The organism is Amycolatopsis sp. NPDC004772 (genome assembly GCF_053601215.1).
The window spans coordinates 1-20,993 of sequence record NZ_JBSGBK010000064.1 but is presented as its reverse complement, the minus strand read 5'-3'; the positions used below and the strand labels follow the sequence as shown (position 1 = coordinate 20,993).

Here is a 20,993-nt window from a genome sequence, read left to right as displayed (position 1 = left end):
GGTGCCGTCTTCCGGTGGTACCCGGGTAGGGCCGCCGGGCCCGGGTGCTATCCCGGTACTACCGGCCGGGCACCACGATGCCCGCTTCGTAGGCGGCCACGACCGCCTGCGCCCGGTCGCGCGCGCCGAGCTTGCCGAACACCCGGCTGACATGGGTTTTCGCGGTCTGCTCGGCGATCACCAGCGCGTCGGCGATCTCCGTGTTGGACAGTCCTTTCGCGACCAGGCGGAGTACTTCGGTCTCCCGCTCGGTCAGGCCCGCGATCCCGGAGCTGCCCGGGGAGCCGGTTTCGGCGGACCGGCCGCGGACAGCGAACTCGCCGATGAGCCTGCGCGTGACCGAAGGCGCGAACAGGGCATTGCCCGCCGCGACCACCCGCACCGCGACGACCAGGTCGTCCAGCGGCGCGTCCTTGAGCAGGAACCCGCTGGCGCCCGCGCGAAGCGCACCGTAGACGTACTCGTCGATGTCGAAGGTCGTCAGCATCAGCACGCGGACGTCACCGCTCGAACCGAGGATGCGGCGGGCCGCTTCCAGCCCGTCCATGCCGGGCATCCGGACGTCCATCAGCACGACGTCCGGGGAGAGTTCCGCGCAGCGCGCCACGGCTTCGACGCCGTCCGCGGCGTCGCCCGCCACCCGGATGTCGTCCTGGGCGTCGAGGACGGCGCGGAAACTCTGCCGGACCATGGTCTGGTCGTCGGCGACGAGCACGGAAATCACACGTCCTCCTCGTGGTCCAGGGGCAGGTCCGCGACGACCTCGAACCCGCCGTCGGCGGTGGGTCCGGCCACCAGCGTGCCACCGAGCATCGCGGTCCGCTCCCGCATGCCGAGCAGCCCGTGCCCGCTGGTCCCCGCCGCCCGGGCGGGACCACCCGGGGCGTTGCGCACCACCGCGTGCACGGAACCGGCGCCGACCCGCAGGTCCAGCTCGATCGCCGCCCCCGGCGCGTGCCGGACCGCGTTGCTCAGCGCCTCCTGCACGATCCGGTAGGCGGACAACGCGACGCCCGCCGGGAGCGCGTCGAAGTCACCGTGCACCCGCACGGTGCAGGCGGTCCCGAGCGCACGCACCCGCTCCACCAGCTCGGTGACCCGGCTGACACCGGGCTGCGGCGCCACCGGCCCGGCGGTGCTCTCGGTCCGCAGCACGCCGAGCAGCCGGCGCATCTCGACCATGCCTTCCCGCGCGGTCCCGGTCAGCTCGGCGAACTCGGTGCGCAGGTCGTCCGGCAGGCCGGGGAAGCGGTAGCGCGCGGAATCGGCGCGCAGCGCGAGCACGGACATGTGGTGGGCGACCACGTCGTGCAGCTCCCGGGCGATGCGCGCGCGTTCCTCGAGGACGGCGGCCCTCGTCTCCTCCGCCGCCCGCCGCCGCTGCTGTTCGGCGCTTTCCCGTTCGGCGACCCGCCGCTGCCGCACCGCGTTGCCGCCGAGCAGCAGCGCGGTCATCAAGGCCACCAGCAACGCCAGGTCCCGCCAGTCGCCGGCCCAGACGGCCATCGCGGCGGCCGACACCACGCCGACCACGACCAGGACGGCCTGCGCGTGGGCCGCCGCGACCAGGAACCAGACCAGCGCGGCCGTCAGCGCCAGGCCCGGTGACCACGGCCAGCCCCACAGCCGCGGCAACGCCGGGTACGCCACCGGGGTGGCCAGGATCAGGACGAGGAGGAGCCGCCACGCCCACAACGGCGAACGGACGGCGACGAGCGCGGGCACCACCGTCGCCGCCACCAGCCCGAAGGCGAGCGGGGCGGCCGTTCCCCCCGGCGTCGTCTGGCTCGTCAGGAACCCGCCCCAGAGGCCGATGCCCACCACGGCGACGGCCCGCAGCCGGGCCAGCCCGGCCGACCGCGCCCGGACGTCGGGCCGGACCCCGGCGTAACCGGCGTGCCGGACGACTCGCCACGCCTCGTCCCACCGCACCCGGCCCACCCTAGGACGCCCGCCGTGCGCGGGTACGCCGAAGGCCACCACGAACCCGCGTTCGTGGTGGCCTTCGGAAGCTTGCCGTCAGTCCCGGAAGCTCAGCCGCTCTTGCGGCGGAACTGGCGCTTGTTCGCCGCCGGGCCGTGGGCGTGCTGGTTCTTGCCGCCGCCGTTCTCGTGGGCCGCGCCCGCTCGGGCGTGCGCCTGCTTGCGCTCCAGGGCCTCGCGGAACTTGCGCTTGACGTCGTCCTCCTCGCCGCTGGGCGACGGGTCCGGTTCACTCATGCTTACCTCCGAAAACGACGACGTGTGACCGCTCCAGCCTGGCACCACTCCCACCGCTTGGCGAGCCGATTTCCGTCACCCTTCAGCGTTTGGGCGACGGCACGCCGCCGAACTGCACCGACTTGCGGGTCAGCGGGCGGCCGCAGTGGTCGCACAGCAGCATCGGGCGCAGGCGCTCGCCGCATTCGACGTGGTGCAGCGTGATGTCCGGCTCCTGGCCCGTCACCTCGAACCCGCGCGACCACTCCGCGATGAACGCCAGCGCCGGGAAGAACGCCAGGCCCTTCGCCGTCAGGCGGTAGTCGCGCGCGTCCGTGCGGGTGGCCGCCGCTCCGGTGCGCAGGACGCCGACCTCGACCAGCTTGCTCAGCCGGGCCGACAGCACGCTCGGCCCGATGCCGAGCTCGCGCTCGAACTCCGAGAAGTGCCGGCAGCCGAGCAGCGCCGACACCAGCAGCCCGGTCGACCAGCGGTCGCCCAGCAGCTCCATCGTGTCCGGGAAGAACATCAGCGGGTCGCCGGCCAGCGAGTCCGCGTCCTTGCGGCGGAAGCGCTTGGACGCCGTCGCGGCGGCGACACCGGTGCTGTCCAGCCGTTCCGCGCGGACGTCGCGCGCGTCGACCCGGCGCCCGCAGGCGGCGCAGCCCAGCGGCGCTGATGTAGCCAGCTCGCAGTCGAGGTGGATCAGCGTCGGCAGCACCTCACGGCGCCCTTCGACCCACTCGCGCTCCCATGCCCAGATCGAGATCAGCAGCGGCCACAGCTCCAGGCCGCGCTCGGTGAGCCGGTACTCGTGCCGCGTGCGGCGGGCGTCCCGGTACGGCACGCGGGTCAGCATGCCCGCGTCCACCATGTCCCGCAGGCGTCCGGACAGCGCCGTCGGGGAAATGCCCAGGCGGAGGCGCAGCTCCTCGTACCGCCGGAAGCGCAGGAACAGGCTCTGCAGGATCAGCAGCGTCCACTGGTCGCCGACCAGCTCGAGCGCCCGGCGGAGCGGATCTCCCGCCGGCCGTACGCGCTGTGCAGTCGCCTCCACCACTTCGTCCCCCTCGTTACATCGCCTCCGAAGGGTAGCACCTGACTACACCAAAAGAAGCCTATTGACAGCTGGGTACACAAATCATAGTCTCGTTGCCATCACCCCGCGCAGCCAGGGAGCAGCCGATGACCAGCACCTCCGAACAGCCGCTGATGGTGGCCCGGACGGCGGACGCGGACGAGGCGAACCCCTACCTGCTCGGCGTCTACGCCCCGGTCGGCACCGAGATCGACGCCGAAGACCTGCAGGTCATCGGCGAAATCCCGAAGGACCTGAACGGCGTCTACCTGCGCAATGGCCCGAACCCGCGGTTCGCCCCGGAAGGCCGCTACCACTGGTTCGACGGCGACGGCATGATCCACGCCGTCCACCTGGAGAACGGCAAGGCCCGCTACCGCAACCGCTGGGTCCGCACGAAGGCCTTCGAAGCCGAGTCCGCGGCCGGCAAGGCGCTCTGGACCGGCGTCATGGAGAACCCGCAGGGCAACCCCTTCGGCAACAGCCACGGCCTGGGCCTCAAGGACAACGCCAACACCGACGTCGTCTTCCACCGCGGCCGGATCCTCGCCACCTGGTACCTGTGCGGCTCGCCCTACGCGGTCGACCCGCTCTCGCTGGAGACCCTCGGTGCCGACGACTTCCTCGGCACGCTGGCCGGCGACATGATGGCCCACCCCAAGGTCGACGAGGCCACCGGCGAGCTGTTCTGGTTCGACTACGGCCCGCGCCCGCCGTACCTGCGCTACGGCGTGATCAGCGCGGACGGCCGGGTCGTCAGGACCACCGACGTCGAGCTGCCCGGCCCCCGCCTGCCGCACGACATGGCCATCACCGAGCGCTACGCGGTGCTGATGGACCTGCCGCTGGTGCAGGACCTCGCGGCGGCGAAGCAGGGCCGCCACAAGCTGCACTTCGACCGGTCGATGCCGAGCCGCTTCGGCGTCCTGCCACGCTACGGAGACGGTAGCCAGATCCGGTGGTTCGAAGCGAGCCCGTGCTACATCTACCACGTCGTCAACGCCTGGGAAGAGGGCGACGAGGTCGTCCTCGACGTCTGCCGCGTGAGCAAGCCGGCCCCGCGGGCCGACGCGCACACGCCGCTCGCCAAGATGCTGTCCTACCTGCGGCTGGACGCCCAGCTGCACCGCTACCGCTTCGACCTGCGGACCGGCGCGTGCCACGAGGCGCCGCTCGACGACGACAACACCGAGTTCCCGACCGTCGACGCCCGCGGCGTCGGACGGCGGAACCGGTACTCCTACGCGGTGCACATCTCGCCCGAGTCGACGCTGAAGTTCGACGGGCTGGTGCGCCACGACAATCTTGCCGGCACGAAGACCGAATACCGGTTCGGTCCCGGCCGGTGGGGCAGTGAGGCTCCGTTCGCACCCCGCGAAGGAGCGGCCGCCGATTCGGCGGACGGTTATCTGGTGACGTTCGTGCAGGACGAGCGCGAGGGGCGCTCGGAACTGGACATCTTCGACGCCGCCGAGCTCGCTGCCGGACCCGTGGCCAGGGTCCTGCTCCCCCAGCGTGTCCCGCTCGGTTTTCACGCGACCTGGGTCCGGGCGGACCAGCTGGAAAACCTCCGTTCATGAGATGCCATCGAGAGGGTCGCGCCCGGGACTTCCGGGCGTGGGGATGGTGGAGTGCGGAGACGATCGACCGGCTCGTGAAGGAGCGGGTAGGTGCCGACCCGGAGGGTCTCGCGCTGGTCGATCCACCGAACACCACCGCACTGGTCGGACGCGACCCGGTGCGGTGGACCTGGAGCCGGCTCGACGAACGCGTCGACGTCCTGGCCGCGTTCCTGCTCGCCGGAGGGGTGCGAGCAGGTGACGTCGTGGCCGTGCAGCTGCCGAACTGCTCGGCCCTGGTGCAGGCGTTCCTCGCGATCGTGCGGATCGGCGCGATCGTCACCCCGTTCCCGGTGTCCTACCGGGAACACGAACTCGGCCCGATGTGCCGGCGCACCGGTGCCGTCGGGGTGGTGACCGCATCCAGATACGGCGAGCACGAGCTCGCCGGGGCGGCCCTTGGGCTAGTAGGCGCTTCGGCGCCGTCGGTCCGGTTCGTCGTCGCCTCGGGGGACGACGAACCGGCCGGCGCCCTGGCCTGGCCCGAAGCCCCACTGTCCGAAGTGGAGAAGTCCGCTTTGGACTCGCAGCTGGCCGAAGCCGACGTGAACGACTGCGTCACCATCTGCTGGACGTCCGGCACCGAAGCCGAACCGAAGGCCGTCCCGCGCTGCCACGGCGATTGGCTCGCGACCGCGCGCGGCTGCGTCCAGGCCGCCGGGATGACCCGCGAAGACGTCCTGCTTTCGCCGTTCCCGATGACGAACATGGCCGGCATCGGCGGCATGTTCCTGCCGTGGCTGCTGACCGGCGCCGTGTTCGTCCCGCACCACCCGTTCGACCTGCCGGTGTTCCTGGGCCAGCTCGCGGCCGAGCGGGTGACCTACACGCTCGCGCCACCGGCGTTGCTGACCATGCTGCTGCACAACGAAAAGATCCTGTCCGGAGTGGACATTTCGGCGCTGCGCAAGATCGGTTCCGGTTCGGCGCCGCTGTCACCGTGGCTCGTGCGCACCTGGGCCGAGCGGTACGGCATCGACCTCATCAACTTCTTCGGCTCGAACGAGGGCACCGCGCTGCTGTCCGGTCCGGTGGACATCCCCGATCCGGATCAGCGCGCGACCTACTTCCCGAACTACGCCTCGGACGTCTCGTGGTCGACCCCGGTGGCCGGCTGGACATCGGTGCGGCTGCACGACCCGGTCACCGGCGAGCGGGTGACCGAACCCGGACACCCCGGCGAGCTGCACATCGCCGGGCCGACGGTGTTCGCCGGATACCTCACGGAGATGGGGGAACCGCTGGACACCTCGTCGTTCGACGAAGACGGGCACTTCCGCACCGGCGACGTCTTCGAGATCGACGGCGAGCGCGGCGAATTCCTGAAGTACGTCGACCGGATGAAGGACCTCGTGATCCGCGGCGGCATGAACATCTCGCCCGCCGAGGTCGAGGGCCTGCTGGCCGGGCACCCGGACGTCGCCGACGTGGGGGTGGTCGGCGTGCCCGACGACGTCATGGGGGAGCGGGTGTGCGCGGTCGTCGTGCCGGGGGCGCGCAAGCCGACCCTGGACGAGCTGGTCGCCTACCTGCGCGAGAAGAAGATCGCCGCGTTCAAGCTGCCGGAACGGCTCGAGTACGCCGACGCCTTGCCCCGCAACCCGGTGGGGAAGATCCTGAAGCGGCAGCTGCGGGAGAGCCTGGGGTGAGGTCATGACGGTGTTCGTGCTGGGTGGGGCGCAAACCGACTTCGCGCGCAACTTCACCAAGGAGGGGCGCGGGATTCTCGAGCTGTTCGCCGAGGTCGTGCCCGCCGCGCTGGCCGACGCCGGGGTTGCGGCCGAAGACGTCGAAGTCGCCCACGTCGGGAACCTCGCGGCGGAGCTGTTCACCGGGCAGGCCCAGCTCGGCGGGCTGCTGGTGGCGGCCGTCCCGGAGCTGGACGGCGTGCCGTCGACCCGGCACGAAGCCGCGTGCGCGTCCGGCAGCACCGCCGTCCTGGCCGCCTGCGCGGACCTCGAAGCGGGCCGCTACGACGTCGCGCTGGTCGTCGGCGTCGAGCTGATGCGCAACGTCGACGGGCAGCGCGCGGCCGAGCACCTCGGGTCCGCCGCCTGGGCCGGGCACGAAGCTGTCGCCGCGAAGTTCCCGTGGCCCGCGCTGTTCGCCGACGTCGCCGCTGCCTATGAGGCACGTTACGGCCTCGACCCGGACCACCTCGGGCAGTTCGCTTCGCATGCTTTCGACCGGGCGGCGCTGAACCCCCAGGCCCAAGCCCGCGACTGGCGGTTCCCGGCCGGCGCGTTCGGGCCCGACGACGAGCTCAACCCCGTGATCGAGGGGAGCCTGCGCAAGCAGGACTGCGGCCGGATCACCGACGGCGCCGCGGCGGTCCTGCTGGCCTCACCCGCGTTCGCCGAACGGCTCGGCGGCGGGTTCCCGCGCATCGCGGGCTTCGGGCACCGCACCGCGCACATCGGCCTGGCGCCGAAGATCGCGTCCGACGGCGAGTACCTGTTCCCGCACCTGCGCGGCGCCGTCACCGACGCCTACCGGCGAGCGGCCGTGCCCGGCCCCGACGCGCTCGACGTCGTCGAACTGCACGACTGCTTCACCATCACCGGCCTGGTCGCACTGGAGCACCTCGGCGCGGCACCGCCCGGCGACGGCGGCCGGTTCGTCGCCGACGGCGGTCTCGACGCGGCCGGGATCAACCCGGGCGGCGGCCTGATCGGCCTCGGCCACCCGGTGGGCGCGACCGGCGTCCGCATGCTGCGCGACGCGGCCCGGCAGGTGTCGGGCACCGCGGGAGAGACGCAGGTCGAGGGCGCCCGGACGGCGTTGACGCTGAACGTCGGCGGCTCGTTCACCACGGTGGTCACGATGGTGGTCACCGCATGAGGCTTTCGGTGTCGCTGGGGCTCTGGCAGGACCGGCCGCCGGAGGAGGCGCTGGAAACGGCCCGCGCGGCCGAGGACGCGGGCTACCCGGAGCTGTGGATCGGCGAAATGGCGACGTGGGACGCCTTCGCCCTCGGCACGGCGATCGGCGCGGCCACCTCGCGGATTTCGCTGACGTTCGGGCCGCTGGCGGTGACCGTGCGGGACCCGGCGACGATCGCCATGGGCGTCGCCTCGGTGGCGGCGCTGACCGGCCGGTCGACCGGGGTCGCGTTGGGGACGTCCAGTGACGTCGTCGTGCGCGGCTGGCACGGACGTTCGCGGGACCGGGCGGCCACGGCGTTGGCGGAGTCCGCGGTGGCGGTCCGCCAGCTGCTGGGCGGCGAGAAGTCCACTGTGGACGGATCGGTGGTCGGCTCGCAGGGGTACCGGCTGCGGCTGCCCGCGCCGAAGTCGCCGGTGACGATCGCCGCGTTCGGGCCGCGGGCGCTCGACGTCGCCGCTCGGCACGCCGACCGGATGGTGATCAACCTGGTCAGCCCGGCGGCCGCGGCGACGCTGGTGCGTGGCCTGCGAGAAGCCGCTTCGCGCATCGGCGTCACACCGCCGCCGGTGGCCGCGTGGGTGGTCGCCGCGGCCGACCCGGGCCCGGCCGAACTGGAGCAGCTCCGCCGTGGGGTGGTCGGCTACCTCGCCGCGCCGGGCTACGCGGACATGTTCCGCGCGGCCGGCTTCGGCGACCTGATCGACTTCGCCCGCACCCGGCCGCACCCGCGGGCGCTCCTGGCCGCGGTGCCCGCCGAGGCGATCGCCGTGGCCGGGCTGCTCGGGTCCGGCGCCGAGATCGCCGCGAAGGCCGCCGAATACGCGGAGGCGGGTGTCGACGAGCTCGCGATCGTGCCCGCGACCGGCGACGACGACCCCGGTGGCGGAAAAACTCTCGCCGCGTGTCGATCCGCCGTCGTCCCGTTCGACGCGTAGGCATGACCGAAGCGAACGAAACCAAGAACCTCGACGGAACCGGGTCCGCGGCGGCGCTGCCGTGGAGCAGGGCGCGCGACCTCCTCGCCACCCAGACCCCCAAGGAGGACCTGACCTTCTTCGTCGGCACCGTCCGCCCCGACGGGCGGCCGCACGCCGCCGGCGTCGGGGCCATCTGGGTGGACGACGCCCTCTACTTCGTGAGCGGGCCGGGCACGCGCCGGGCCCGCAACCTGGCGGCGAACCCGGCGTGCAGCGTGTCGGTGCGGCTGCGCGGCCTCGACCTCACCATGGAGGGCGAGGCGCACCAAGTCAGCGACCCGGCGACGCTGGAGCGGGTGGCGGCCGTCTACCGCGAGGGCGGCTGGCCCGCGACGGTGCTGGACGGCGGGTTCACGGCGTCGTTCATGGCGGCGAGCGCCGGGCCGGCGCCGTGGCACCTGTACCGGCTGACGCTGGACCGGGCCATCGGTGTCGCCACCGCCGAGCCGCACGGCGCCACCCGCTGGGACTTCACCCGCTGATCGCCGCGGCGACCAGGCGGCCGATCGCGGCCATGCCGTCGGCGTTCGGGTGCATCGGCGCGGCGACCGACGTCGGGAGCACGCCCTCGAACCACTTCACCCCGGGCAGCTTGCAGACGTCGTGCCCGATCGAGGCGGTCCGGACGTCGACGTACCGCGCGTCGTGCGCGGCGGCCTGCCGGGCGAGGGCGGCGTTGGTCTTGTCGATGCTGCCCTGGATGTAGTTCGCGTCGCGCGGGGTCAGGGGCGCGAGCGGCCAGCAGCCGTTGCGCGGCAGGTAGGTGCCGTAGCCGGCGACGAAGACGTCGGCGTTCGGCGCCTTCGCGTGGATCGCGTCCAGCAGCGCGCCCCACACCGGCTCGAACGCGGCGATCTTCTCGGCCAGCTGGTCGTGGCCGCCGGCGGTGTAGCGGTCCACGCAGTCGGGGGTGATCCCGGGCAGCAGGTTGATGCAGCTCGTCGCGGCGCCGACCAGGCCGATGTCGTTGCCGCCGATCGTCACGGTCACGGTGCTGGTCCGCTCGCTCAACGCGTCCAGCTGCGGCGGCACGGCGCCGGAGGACGTCTGCTGCGGGGCGGTCATGTCCGCCGTCGTCGCGCCGGAGCAGGTGACGTCCTTCAGCGGCACGCCGAGCTCCTTCGCGGCGAGGTGCGGGTAGTCGGCCAGCGACCGGAGGCAGCCGGGGGAGGAGAGGTCGGGCGGCAGGATCAGCGGCCCGGCCGCCGCCGAATCCCCCAGGGCCACGTACTCGCCGGCGGTGGCCGCGGCCGCCGGGCCCGCCGCCGCGCCCGTCAGCGCGGTGACCATGATCGCGATGAACGCCGTCGTTCTCACTCGCACGCCGTCCTCCTTGACGTTGTGCCGACTGTTGGTCTCCGTGACACCATCGGCACCGGGCGTCACCGGATTGACTGGGAATCCGGGCAGAGAACGGGGGGATCGGTTGTGACCGAGCACAAGTGCGGCGGGGACCTCACCCTCGGCGGCCAGCGCGTGCACGAGCGGCTCACCCGGGAGGAGCCCGAGCTGATCGCCCGGGTGCTCGCGCGGATCCAGGCCGAGGTGGCGGACTACCGGCGGCTGCCGGTGGAGGAACTGGCCGGCGACATCGCGGGCATCACCCGGCAGGCGGTGCGGGCGTTCGCGCGCAGCCTGCGCGAGGATCGCGAGCTCAACGAGGCCGAGCTGCGGCAGATCGGCGTGTCCGCGGTGCGGCGGGCGGAGGAGGGCTTCCCGCTGGAGGCCGTGCTGACCGCGTACCACGTCGGAGCGCGGGAGATCTTCGCCGTCGGCTCCGCTCCGTCGGGCCGCGCGGACGTCGCCGATCTGCTCGAGGTGGCGGACCGGGTGCTGGCGTTCGTCGGCACGGTCACCGGCGCGGTGACCCGCGGCTACCTGGAGGAGCTGCGGACGAAGGTCGGGCAGGAGCACACCGCGCGCCGGACGCTGCTGTCGGTGCTCGTCGACGGCGGGCCGGTCGACGTCGTCGCCCGCAGCGCCGGGATCACGCTGCCGGCGCGGTACGTGGTGCTGAGCGTCGAACTCGGGCCGCACGCGGACGAGGGGGCGCCGGGGGTGGACGCCGAGATCGCCGTCCGGCGGAAGCTGCGCCGGTTCCTGGCGGCGTTCGAGGGATCCTGCGGGGACGGCGTGCTCGCGTCACTGGACGGCCCCGGCGGGCTCGTCCTGCTCCCGGTGGCCGGGCGGGTCCCCGATGGGGACGCGGTGGTGGCCGCGGCCGGGCGCGCGGCGGGCGTGACAGTGTTGGCGGCGGCGGAGACGGCCGCGCCGTCGGAGGTCCGGGAGGTGGCGGCGCAGACGGGCGAGGTGCTGGACGTGCTGCGCTGGTTCGGCCGCCCGCCCGGCCTGTACCGGCTCGACGACGTCCTGGTCGAGTACCAGCTGACCCGCCCGGGAGCGGCCCGCGACCGCCTCGCGGCGGCCCTCGACCCGCTGGACGCCCACCCGGAGCTGGTCGAGACCCTCGACGCGTACCTGACGTTGGAAACCAACCGCCGCCGCACGGCGGCCCAGCTCCACGTCCACCCCAACACGGTCGACTACCGCCTCCGCCGCATCCGCGACCTCACCGGCATCGACCCCCTCCACCCGGCCGGCCTGCCCCGCATCATCGCCGCCTCCGCAGCCCGCCGCGCCACCCACCCCTAACCCGCCTGTCGTCTCCAATCACGCGAGTTACGCGCCCAATCACGCGAGATGCCCCGCGGATCACGCGAGTTACGCGCCCAATCACGCGAGATGCGCGCCCAATCACGCGAGATGCGCGCCCAATCACGCGAGATGCGCGCCCAATCACGCGAGATGCCTTGCGGATCAAGCCGGCCGACCCGGCAGGCACGTGGGCCGAGGTTCCGACCACCGCACCGGGAGGCACCCGACCGGGACTGTCCCGACCCGGCGGACCTGCGCACCCGGGAGATCAGCCGGCGTACCGGGGCGCGGTCGGCGCGCCTACCGGGGCGGTCGGCCCGCGTACCTGGAGGGTCGGCTCACGGGACCCGGAGCACCCGGCCGGCGAACTCGCGTACCCGGACGGACGACCCGCGTACCCACACGGACGACTCGCGTACCGGAATGGACGACACGTGGAGTTGCCCCTTGGGGCCGGACACCTTGATTCCAGACGGTGGTCTGGAGGGAGGATGTCCTGGTGTCTCGCAGGTCGAAGTATCCGGAGCAGTTCCGTCGTGACGCTGTTGAGCTGGTGAACTCGAGTGATCGGCCGTTGCGGCAGGTTGCCCGGGAGCTGGGGGTCAATCACGAGACCTTGCGCTCGTGGGTGAACACCGCCAAGCAGGCCGGCGAAGCCGGGCCGGTGGAGGATTCGGCGGTGACCGATGAGGTGACGCGGTTGCGCAAGCAGGTCGCTGAGCTGCAGAAGGAGAAGGAGATCCTGCGGAAAGCGGCCGCCTATTTTGCGCGCGAGATGGATCGATGATCTACCGCTACCGGTTCATCTCCGAACACCGCGCCACCTACGGCGTGCAGCGGTTGTGCCAGGTCCTGGGCCTGCGCCGGCAGGGCTTCCACGAGTGGGTCGCCGCCGAAGCCGGCCGTGTCCGGCGGGCGGAAGCCGAGGCCGAGCTGGTGCGGGTGATCACCTCGATTCATGCCGAGCACCGCAGGGCCTACGGGGTCCCGCGGATCACCGCCGAGCTGCACCGCCGCGGCTACGCGGTGAACCACAAGCGGGTGGAGCGGCTGATGCGCGAACACGGCCTGGCCGGGATCACCCGCCGCAAACGCCGCACCACCACCCGTCCCGCCGCCGGCCCGGTCACGCCGGTCGGTGATCTGATCCGGCGGGACTTCACCGCCACCGCGCCCGGCCAACGGTTCGTCGGGGATATCACCTGCCTGCCCACTTTCGAGGGCTGGCTTTATCTGGCCACCGTCATCGACCTGCACACCCGTGAGGTCGTCGGGCACGCCATGGCCGAGCACATGCGCACTGACCTGGTCTGCGACGCGATCGCCCTCGCGACTGCCCGCGGCCTCATCGACGATGATGCGGTGTTTCATTCCGACCGCGGCGTCCAGTACACCAGCGGCCAGTTCCGCACCGCCCTGGCCGAACACCGGATCCGGCCGTCGGTGGGGCGGGTCGGATCCTGCTACGACAACGCCGTCGCCGAAGCCTTCTTCGCCACCTTGAAAACCGAAATCGGTGTCTCGATCTGGCGAACCCGAACCCAAGCCCGCCACGACGTGTTCACCTGGCTGCACTACTACAACCACACCAGATTGCACTCCACCAACGGCCACCACACCCCAGCCGAACCCCGAACCAACTATCGTCAAGCCCAGCTGCCTGAAAACCCCGTGTCCGCCTCACCGGGGCAACTCCACACGCGTGATTGGCGGGTCGACACGCGTGATGGGGAGGTCGACACGGCGGCGCGGGCGAGGAGCCCGGTGACCAGGGCCGAGGCGAGGACGAGCGCAGCGAGGCCGGAGGCCCGGTCGAAGGTGAGCTCGCCGAAGCGGCCGAGGACGAAGCCCGTGTGCAGGCTCCAGGCGACCACCGCCACGCCCGTCGCCGGGCGGAGGGGTGCGCGGTAGGCCGCGAAGAGGACGACCGCGCCCGAGGTGACCAGGGAGTACCAGGGGTGACCCGTCGCGCCCGCGAGGTCGGCCACGATCACCGCGGCGACGGCGGCCACGCACCCGAACGGAAATTCGAAGCCCATGCCCCCAGCCCAGCCCACGGGCCGGGGGGAAAGCGTGAGCCAGGACACGTTCCCTACGCCGTCACCGCGGGTCTTTACGCTTTCTTGACGAAGTCCGCGATCGTGTCCACGAGCGACGGCCACACCGGCCGCGGCAGGTTGTGCCCCATCCCCGGGATCACCACCAGCTCCGCGCCCGGGATCGCCTCCGCCGTCGCCTTGCCGCCGCTCACGTTGATCAGCGGGTCCGCGTCGCCGTGGACGACCAGCGCCGGCAGCCGCACCTCGCGCAAAAGGGCCGTGCGGTCGCCCGACGCCACCACCGCCGCCGCGTGGCGCAGGGTGCCCACCGGGTGGCGGGCGCGGTCGTAGTGCAACGCCGCCTTGGCCAGCAGGAACGCCTCGTCGTCCGGGTAGCCGGGGGAGCCGAGCTTCCGGTAACCCTCGACGCTGTCCACCAGCGCCTGCTCCCGCGTCGACGCCGGCGGCCGGGTCAGCAGCGCCAGCGCCCACGGCTCGGCCTGCCCGACCGCCCGGTCGCCGGTGGTCGACATGATCGACGTGAGCGACAGCAGCCGGTCCGGGTGGTCGATCGCCAGCTGCTGGACGATCATCCCGCCCATCGACGCGCCCACGACGTGCGCCCGGGAGATCCCGAGCGCGTCGAGCAGCCTGACAGCGTCGTCCGCCATGTCCGACAGCGTGTACGGCGCACTCGACAGATCGCCGGCCGCCAGCGCGGCCAGGTCCGGCGGCGGCAGGTGGTCGAGCCACGTCGAGAGCCCGACGTCCCGGTTGTCGTACCGCACGACGAAGAACCCGCGGCCGGCCAGCAGCTCGCAGAAGCCGTCCTCCCAGGTGATCATCTGGGCGCCGAGGCCCATCACGAGGACCAGCGGCGGAGCCGCCGGATCGCCGAAGGTGTCGTACTCGAGCTCGAGACCGTTGGCCTGTGCGCGTGCCATACCCCGATCCTGCCGTACCCGCGCGGAGCTGGCACCGGGCCGGGCCGTGCGGTTACCGTTACGCCCCATGCCGACCTCTTCCTCGGGCACCGGACAGCGCCCCCGCTCGCGGGCCGCCGCGGGCCTGCCGGCGCTGACGGCCGACTGCATCGTCTCCGCGGCCACGGCCCTCACCGCCCAGCGCGGCCTGGACAACTGGACGCTGCGGGAGCTCGCCCGCTCGGTCGAGGCCTACCCGGCGGTGATCTACCACCACGTCGGCGACCGGGACGCGGTGGTGAACGCCGTCGTCGACCGGGTCGTCGGGCTGCTGGAGCTGCCGGACGAGCGGCTGCCGTGGCAGGAGTGGTTCACCGAGCTGCTGGCCGGCCTGCGCGCGGTGCTGCGGACCTACCCGGGCTGCGCGCGGCGGCTCGCCCTGTTCGGCCCGTCCGTCAAAGCGGCGACGCGCACCATCGACGCGGGCATCGGCGTGCTGCTGGGCGCCGGGTTCGGCCGCGAGAGCGTCTTGGCCTACAACCTGCTGCTGATGACCGCGTGCCAGTTCGTCGCCATGGAGGACGACCGCGACGGCGCGCTCGCGCTGCGGATCGACAACACCGAGGAGTACGCGACCTACCGCGAGCGGGCCGACCTGCCGGGGATGGCCGAGCTGGGCTCGGCGATGCACGACCTGATGGGCGACCCGGACCTCGCCTCGGGCTACTACGCGCAGCTCTACGACTACGCGGTCCGGCGGTGCCTCGACGGCCTCGCGCACCGGCTGGACGAACTTCGCGAATCGGACACCGAAGGTTGACAGCGACTTGACAGTGCTTCGGCGTACCGTGGGCGTGCGTCGGTGGTTCGCCCACTGACCCGGAGCCCCTGGCGCCCTCCTCCCCCTCGTGGCGCCGGGGGCTTCGGTCTACCCGGAGTCGCCCTGCCGCGGTGACGGCGGCCCGGGGCGCGACGGCGCCGCCTGGATGGCCGGGAAGACCTCGCCGACCAGCGTCACCAGCGACTTCGACAGCAGCAGGTGCACCTGGTCGCGGGTCAGCGACCCGCGCACCAGCCACTCCCGGCCCGCCGACTTCACCATCCCGCCGAACGCGCGCACCAGCGCGTTCAGCTCGGGCCCGTGCTCGCTCTCCCGCGACAGCCCGACGGCCTCCAGCACGCGGTCGGCGGATTCGCGGTCGGCCTCTTCGAGGATGCGCTCCACCTCGAGGTCGCGGCCGATGCCCTCCGGCGCGATCGCGGCCAGCCACATCCGCTCCTGGCTGGTGACCATGTCGAGGAACCACTCGATGGCGACGTCGGCGCGCAGTTCCAGCGGCCCGTCGGGGAGGATCTCGACGGCCAGCCGCGGCACGGTCAGCGCGCGGCGGATGATTTCCAGGTACAGCTCGCGTTTCGTGCCGAAGTAGTGGTTGATCAGCCCCCGCGCCACCCCGGCCGCCGCCGCGATGTCCGAAGTGGACACTGCGGAATAGGGACGCTCACCGAACAGCCGCGCCGCACAAGCGTAGATCTGTTCCTTCCGTTCGTCCGGTTCCAGTCTTCGCCATCTCGGCGCCGGCTCGGTGTTCATCCGCCCATCGTCGCACGGGCCGTTGCGCCGGGCAGGGTAGTGCGCACGATGTCGGACGCGCACCCACGATCGGGGCACGGTCAGTCCGGGAGCGTGATCGGCGCGAGGTCCGCGAAGCCGTCTCCGGGGCCCGGATTCGCCGGATCGGTTACTCCGCCGAAGTGGTGCAGCACGCCCCACACCGCGTTCAGCGCCGTCTGCACCGCGCCCTCGGCCCAGCCCGCCGTCCACGAGATGTCGTCGCCCGCGAGGAACAGGCCCCGGTAGCGCGCCGGCAGCTCGTCCTGCACGAAGTGCGTGAACAGCCGCTGCTGGTAGCGGTAGTGCCCGGGCAGGTTCGCCTTGAACGCGCCCATGAAGTGCGGCTCGGCCTCCCAGGACACGGTCACCGGGTCGCCGATGATGTGCCGCCGGACGTCGACACCGGGGTAGATCTCGCGCAGCGACTGGAGCATCACCTCGACGCGCTCGCCGACCGGCAGCGGCAGCCACTTCAGCGAGTCGTCGGCCCACGTGTAGGACAGGCAGATCACCGCGGGGCTGTCCGGGTCGTCGCCGAGCAGGTACGTGCCGCGGGGCATCCGGTCGGTGAGCGTCATGCTCATCGCGTCGCGGCCGGTGCCCGCGTCGCGGTCCAGCCAGAACGGCCGGTCGACCGGCACGAACACCTTCGACGACGCCATGTAGTGCGTGCGCTCGATCGCCGTCCAGTGGTCGATCGGGAACAGCGCCTCGTCGCACTCGATGTTCGACAGCAGCATCCAGCTCTGCGCGGTGAACACCGCCGCCGGGAACGTCCGGATGTGCCCTTCGGTGTCGGTCACGGTGATGTTGCCGGGTGCCGTGCGGTGCAGCCGCGCGACGCCGGGCTGCGGACGTCCGCCGTGCAACGTGCTCAGGCTGGTGCCGGCGGGCCAGAAAGCGGTCTCTTCCGGGGCGTGTTCCCACAACCGCAGGGGGAGCTGCCTGCTGCCGCCGACGATGCTGCGGTGCTCGTCGTCGGCTCCGGTGTAGACCACCCGCAGGATCTCCAGGATGGAGTTGGGGAAGTCGGTGTCCCAGCCGCCGGTGCCGAAGCCGACCTGGCCGAAGATCTCGCGGTGGCGGAAGGAGGCGAACGCCGGGGAGTCGCAGAGGAAGCCGTAGAACGTCTGGTTGTCCAGCCGCGGGACGAGCTCGTTCCACAGCCGCTTGATCGTCTTCGCGTCGCGGTCGCGGATCGCCGTCTGCATCTCGGCGAAGCAGGCGTGCTCGGCCAGCGTCCGGTCCCAGGCCGTGGCGACCTCGCGGAAGACGGCGGGCAGGTCCTCGGGCGTGCGCGCGTAGTGGCTCTCGCCCTTCAGGTCGACGACGGTGCTCGGCGTCCCCGGCGCGAGCGGGTTCGGGAACGGCGTGGTCTCCAGCCCCACCTTGTCGATGTAGTGGAACAGCGCGGTCGACGCGGGCGGGAAGCGCATCGCACCCATCTCGGCGACGACGTCGTCCGGGCAGCCGGGGAACCGCACGGTCCGCAGGCGGCCGCCGAGCTCGGCGATCTCGTACACCACCGGCCGCAGGCCCAGCTTCATCAGCTCGTACGCGGTGACGACGCCGGAGAGGCCGCCCCCGATCACGGCGACCTCGGTGCCGTGCCGCTCGGCGGGCAGCGTGCCCAGGCCGGCGGGGTGGGCGAGGTAGTCGTCGTAGGCGAACGGGAAGTCCGGGCCGAACATCGTGATCGGGCGGCCCGCCGGTTCGTCGTGGTGGATCGCGGTCGGGACGGCGGAGGTCATGCGGTGGTTCCTCGGTACAGTTCGGGCCGTCGGTCGGCCAGGTGGGTGTTCTCCAGGCGGGACGCGGCCAGCGCGTCCCGGGTGACGTCGGCGGTGACGACTTCGGGCCCGGCGCCGGCGCGGGCCAGCACCTCGCCGGTCGGGGCCACGACGCAGGACCGGCCGCAGTAGGTCAGCTCCCGCTCGGTGTCACAGCGGTTCGCGTAGGCGACGAACAGCTGGCTTTCGTAGGCGCGGGCGGGCACGAGCGTGTCCGCGACCAGCTCGTACGGGCTCATCAGCGCGGTCGGCACGACCAGGAGCTCGGTGCCGGCCAGCGCGTGCGCGCGGACCAGTTCCGGGAACTCGACGTCGTAGCAGATCAGCAGGCCGATCCGGAGGCCGCCGAGGTCGGCCTGGACGACGGGGTCGTCGCCGGGGGTGAACCAGGCCTTGTCGAGCTCGCCGAAGAGGTGCGTCTTGCGGTAGTTGGCGAGCCGGTTTCCGGCCGCGTCGATCAGCTGGACGCTGTTGTAGACGTGCTCGCCGTCGGTTTCCGGGTAGCCGTAGGCCAGTGCGGTGCCGGTGCGCCGCGCCCACGCGGACACCCGGGCCGCGGTGGGGCCGTCGGCGGGTTCGGCGAGCTCGTGCGTGCGCGCGCCGATGTGGTAGCCCGTGGTGATCATCTCCGCGGTGACGACCAGGTCGGCGTCGATTCCGGGCAGGTCGGCGAGCGGGCCCTGGTGGATCGCGACCCTCATGCCAGCCTCGACTTCCGGATCCCGTAGCCGAAGTAGATCAGCAGGCCCAGGACCATCCAGGCGCCGAAGACCAGCCAGGTGGCGCCGTCGAGGCTGAGCATCATGTAGCCGCAGCACAGCACGCCCAGGATCGGCGTCACCGGCGAGAGCGGGACGCGGAACGTCCGCGGGCGGTCGGGCTGGCGCTTCCTGAGCAGCAGGACGGCGACGTTGACCAGGCCGAACGCGAACAGCGTGCCGATGCTGGTGGCGTCGGCGAGCTTGCCGAGCGGGATGAAGGCGGCCAGGACCGCGACGAACCCCGAGACGACGAGGGTGTTGATCCGCGGGGAGCCGGTCTTCGCGTCTACTTTGGACAGCGCGGGCGGGACGAGGCCGTCGCGGGACATCGCGAACAGGATGCGCGTCTGTCCGTAGAGGACGGTCAGGACGACGCTGGAGATCGCCACGATCGCGCCGACGGCCAGCAGCCCGGCCCAGAACGGGTTGTCCGAGACGACGTCGAGCACGTGGGAGAGCGCGGCTTCCTGGCCGTCGAACTGCTGCCACGGCAGGGCGCCGACGGCGGCCACCGCGACCAGGCAATACAGCACGGTCACGATGCCGAGGGAGAGCAGGATCGCGCGCGGCAGGTCGCGCTGCGGGTTCTTGGCCTCCTCGCCGGCGGTCGAAGCGGCGTCGAAGCCGATGTAGGAGAAGAACAGCTTGGCGCCGCCGGCGCTCAGCCCGGCCAGCCCGAGCGGCAGGAACGGCGTGAAGTTCTTCGCCTGCACCGCGGTGAAGGCGATCGCGCAGAAGAGGACCAGGGTGCCGATCTTGACCACGACCATGACGGCGTTGGCCCGCGCGCTCTCCTCGGCGCCGGACAGGAGCAGGACCATCGCGAGGACGACGACGAGGATGGCGGGCACGTTGACGACCCCGCCGGAGCCGGGCGGCTGGCTGAGCGCGTCCGGGATGGCGAAGCCGAAGGCCAGGCGGAGCAGCTCGTTGAGGTACTGGCCCCAGCCGACGGCGACGGAGGCGACCGAGACGCCGTATTCGAGGACCAGGCACCACCCGCAGACCCAGGCGACGAGCTCGCCGAGCGTGGCGTAGGTGTAGGAGTAGGACGAACCGGACAACGGGATCATCCCGGCGAGCTCGGCGTAGGACAGCGCCGAGAACAACGCCGTGACGCCGGCGAGCACGAAGGAGAGCACCACCGCCGGGCCGGCCACCGGGACGGCCTCGCCGAGCACGACGAAGATGCCGCTGCCCAGCGTCGCCCCGATGCTGAGCATGGTGAGCTGCCCGAGGCCGAGCGACCGCTTCAACGTGCCATGATCACCTTCGGCGACCAGGTCGGCGACCGGTTTCCGCCGCACCGTCGCGGCTCGCAGAGTCATGCCGACGACGGTAACGGTCGTTTCCGGAGCGCAAAACAGGGGAACATTGCGCGTACAGATGAATCACAGGTGATTCATTGCACATAGTCGTCAGATCATGGCGATTCGTTTTGATTCGTCTGGAAGTGTCGGATCGGCGGTCGGCCGTTCGTGGAGGGGGTGAGCGGCCGCCACGAGGGCGCCGCCACGAGTCCCAAGGGGAAGAAGATGGCCGTCGCCCGCCGCATGTACGACCTGGTCGAGCCGATCGGCCTGGTGCCCTACTTCGCCGACGAGTCGGACGAGGCCCTGCTGGCGCTCGGCCTGCGCAACGTGTGGGACGCCTACTTCGCCGGGCGGGCCGCGCCGCTGGGCCGGTCGGTGCCGGCCGAGGTGGTCCACGCGATCTTCTACAACTTCGCTCCCGGCGAGGTGGCCCGGCACATCCCGCGGGTCTGGGAGCTGACCACGCCCGAGGCGGCGCTGGCGGCCCGTGAGCGGGGCTGCGTCGCGGGGATGCGGCGGGTCCTCGGTGACCTCGCGGACGACCCGCGGGTCGCCCGCGCCGCCGACCTCCTCCTGAAGGCGGCGACCAGCGCGCCGGTGGAGGGACGTGCGCTCTTCTCCGCCCTGCGCGCGCTGCCGGTCCCGGAGGAGCCGGTGGCCCGGTTGTGGCACGCGGCCACCCTGCTGCGCGAGCACCGCGGCGACGGTCACATCGTCGCGCTGGTGGCCGAGGGCATCGGCGGGACGGAGGCCCACGTGCTCCACGCGCTGTCGATCGACCTGCCCGCGGAGAAGTTCGGCCGGGTCTGGCACCTGCCCGCCGCCCAGCTGACGGCGGTCGTCGACGACCTGCGCGCCCGCGGCCTCGTCGGCCCCGACGGCTGGCTGACCGCCGACGGCCGGGCTGCGAAGGAGCGCGTCGAGGCCCTGACCGACCGGCTCGCCGAGGCCCTGTACGAGGCCCTCACCCCGGCCGAGCTCGACAGCCTCATCGCCGACCTCGAACCGCTCTCGGCCCCCTTCCGGGCCACCTTCCCGATGTAGCGGTCGTGGGGGGGGTGTGGGGGTTTTTTTCGCCCATCACCACACCAAACAAAAGGAGAAGACACAAGAGAAAAAAACACAAAACAAAAAAAAAA

Annotated in this window: 20 protein-coding genes; 10 read left to right on the top strand and 10 right to left on the bottom strand. The window is 72.1% G+C overall.

What is annotated here, in order from left to right; translation table 11 throughout:
- Positions 1–58 precede the first annotated feature (58 nt).
- The 4 genes from ACWEF6_RS30390 to ACWEF6_RS30375 all read right to left on the bottom strand — a co-directional run bounded on the left by ACWEF6_RS30390 (position 59) and on the right by ACWEF6_RS30375 (position 3,258).
- The gene (locus ACWEF6_RS30390) at positions 59–724 is read right to left on the bottom strand and encodes a response regulator (RefSeq protein ID WP_449686074.1); all 666 of its coding nucleotides are present in this window, start codon (positions 722–724) and stop codon (positions 59–61) included.
- Entirely contained in the window at positions 721–1,932 is a 1,212-nt protein-coding gene (locus ACWEF6_RS30385) for a sensor histidine kinase (protein WP_449686073.1), read from the bottom strand. The genes ACWEF6_RS30390 and ACWEF6_RS30385 overlap by 4 nt, the downstream gene beginning before the upstream one ends.
- Positions 1,933–2,033: 101 nt before the next feature.
- On the bottom strand, positions 2,034–2,219 hold the full coding sequence (locus tag ACWEF6_RS30380) for a DUF5302 domain-containing protein (protein WP_310971306.1): 186 nt from the start codon (positions 2,217–2,219) through the stop codon (positions 2,034–2,036).
- Between the two features lie 82 nt (positions 2,220–2,301).
- Positions 2,302–3,258, bottom strand: coding sequence for a winged helix-turn-helix transcriptional regulator (locus ACWEF6_RS30375; protein ID WP_449686072.1), 957 nt, complete (start codon positions 3,256–3,258; stop codon positions 2,302–2,304).
- A gap of 125 nt (positions 3,259–3,383) precedes the next feature.
- Between ACWEF6_RS30375 and ACWEF6_RS30370 the strand changes: the two genes are divergently transcribed.
- Genes ACWEF6_RS30370 through ACWEF6_RS30350 form a run of 5 tightly spaced genes read left to right on the top strand, consistent with a single transcriptional unit; the run spans position 3,384 to position 9,240 of the window.
- A complete protein-coding gene (locus ACWEF6_RS30370; RefSeq protein ID WP_449686071.1) occupies positions 3,384–4,856 on the top strand; it encodes a carotenoid oxygenase family protein in 1,473 nt (490 codons plus the stop codon).
- Positions 4,853–6,544: a class I adenylate-forming enzyme family protein gene (locus ACWEF6_RS30365; RefSeq protein WP_449686070.1), complete on the top strand. Its 1,692-nt coding sequence runs from the start codon at positions 4,853–4,855 to the stop codon at positions 6,542–6,544. Before ACWEF6_RS30370 ends, ACWEF6_RS30365 begins: the two co-directional genes overlap by 4 nt.
- Before the next feature lie 4 nt (positions 6,545–6,548).
- Positions 6,549–7,736 (top strand): acetyl-CoA acetyltransferase, encoded by a 1,188-nt coding sequence (locus ACWEF6_RS30360; RefSeq protein WP_449686069.1) that lies wholly within the window; start codon positions 6,549–6,551, stop codon positions 7,734–7,736.
- Entirely contained in the window at positions 7,733–8,716 is a 984-nt protein-coding gene (locus ACWEF6_RS30355) for an LLM class F420-dependent oxidoreductase (protein WP_449686068.1), read from the top strand. The genes ACWEF6_RS30360 and ACWEF6_RS30355 overlap by 4 nt, the downstream gene beginning before the upstream one ends.
- Positions 8,717–8,718: 2 nt before the next feature.
- Entirely contained in the window at positions 8,719–9,240 is a 522-nt protein-coding gene (locus tag ACWEF6_RS30350) for a pyridoxamine 5'-phosphate oxidase family protein (protein ID WP_449686067.1), read from the top strand.
- Here ACWEF6_RS30350 and ACWEF6_RS30345 read toward each other — a convergent pair.
- Positions 9,230–10,075: an SGNH/GDSL hydrolase family protein gene (locus tag ACWEF6_RS30345; RefSeq protein ID WP_449686099.1), complete on the bottom strand. Its 846-nt coding sequence runs from the start codon at positions 10,073–10,075 to the stop codon at positions 9,230–9,232. The genes ACWEF6_RS30350 and ACWEF6_RS30345 overlap by 11 nt on opposite strands.
- 111 nt (positions 10,076–10,186) lie before the next feature.
- On the opposite strand from ACWEF6_RS30345, the gene ACWEF6_RS30340 reads away from it, so the two are divergent.
- From ACWEF6_RS30340 to ACWEF6_RS30330, 3 genes are all read left to right on the top strand, one after another.
- Positions 10,187–11,410, top strand: a complete 1,224-nt coding sequence (locus ACWEF6_RS30340; protein WP_449686066.1) for a PucR family transcriptional regulator — start codon at positions 10,187–10,189, stop codon at positions 11,408–11,410.
- Positions 11,411–11,912: 502 nt separating this feature from the next.
- On the top strand, positions 11,913–12,200 hold the full coding sequence (locus ACWEF6_RS30335; RefSeq protein ID WP_449686065.1) for a transposase: 288 nt from the start codon (positions 11,913–11,915) through the stop codon (positions 12,198–12,200).
- A complete protein-coding gene (locus tag ACWEF6_RS30330; RefSeq protein ID WP_449686064.1) occupies positions 12,197–13,324 on the top strand; it encodes an IS3 family transposase in 1,128 nt (375 codons plus the stop codon). Before ACWEF6_RS30335 ends, ACWEF6_RS30330 begins: the two co-directional genes overlap by 4 nt.
- A 202-nt stretch (positions 13,325–13,526) precedes the next feature.
- Here the strand turns inward: ACWEF6_RS30330 and ACWEF6_RS30325 are convergent, their stop codons facing one another.
- On the bottom strand, positions 13,527–14,396 hold the full coding sequence (locus tag ACWEF6_RS30325) for an alpha/beta fold hydrolase (RefSeq protein WP_449686063.1): 870 nt from the start codon (positions 14,394–14,396) through the stop codon (positions 13,527–13,529).
- A 67-nt stretch (positions 14,397–14,463) separates the two neighbouring features.
- Here ACWEF6_RS30325 and ACWEF6_RS30320 point away from each other — a divergent pair, with 67 nt between their 5' ends.
- Positions 14,464–15,195: a TetR/AcrR family transcriptional regulator gene (locus ACWEF6_RS30320; RefSeq protein ID WP_449686062.1), complete on the top strand. Its 732-nt coding sequence runs from the start codon at positions 14,464–14,466 to the stop codon at positions 15,193–15,195.
- A 108-nt stretch (positions 15,196–15,303) separates the two neighbouring features.
- On the opposite strand, the gene ACWEF6_RS30315 is transcribed toward ACWEF6_RS30320, so the two are convergent.
- The 4 genes from ACWEF6_RS30315 to ACWEF6_RS30300 all read right to left on the bottom strand — a co-directional run bounded on the left by ACWEF6_RS30315 (position 15,304) and on the right by ACWEF6_RS30300 (position 19,869).
- Positions 15,304–15,969, bottom strand: a complete 666-nt coding sequence (locus tag ACWEF6_RS30315; protein WP_310971317.1) for a TetR/AcrR family transcriptional regulator — start codon at positions 15,967–15,969, stop codon at positions 15,304–15,306.
- Positions 15,970–16,049: 80 nt separating this feature from the next.
- On the bottom strand, positions 16,050–17,741 hold the full coding sequence (locus tag ACWEF6_RS30310; protein WP_449686061.1) for a flavin monoamine oxidase family protein: 1,692 nt from the start codon (positions 17,739–17,741) through the stop codon (positions 16,050–16,052).
- Positions 17,738–18,481, bottom strand: coding sequence for a carbon-nitrogen hydrolase family protein (locus ACWEF6_RS30305; protein ID WP_449686060.1), 744 nt, complete (start codon positions 18,479–18,481; stop codon positions 17,738–17,740). Before ACWEF6_RS30305 ends, ACWEF6_RS30310 begins: the two co-directional genes overlap by 4 nt.
- Positions 18,478–19,869 (bottom strand): amino acid permease, encoded by a 1,392-nt coding sequence (locus ACWEF6_RS30300; RefSeq protein ID WP_449686059.1) that lies wholly within the window; start codon positions 19,867–19,869, stop codon positions 18,478–18,480. Before ACWEF6_RS30300 ends, ACWEF6_RS30305 begins: the two co-directional genes overlap by 4 nt.
- Positions 19,870–20,076: 207 nt before the next feature.
- Between ACWEF6_RS30300 and ACWEF6_RS30295 the strand changes: the two genes are divergently transcribed.
- Positions 20,077–20,898, top strand: coding sequence for an SCO6745 family protein (locus ACWEF6_RS30295; RefSeq protein ID WP_449686058.1), 822 nt, complete (start codon positions 20,077–20,079; stop codon positions 20,896–20,898).
- Positions 20,899–20,993 lie beyond the last annotated feature (95 nt).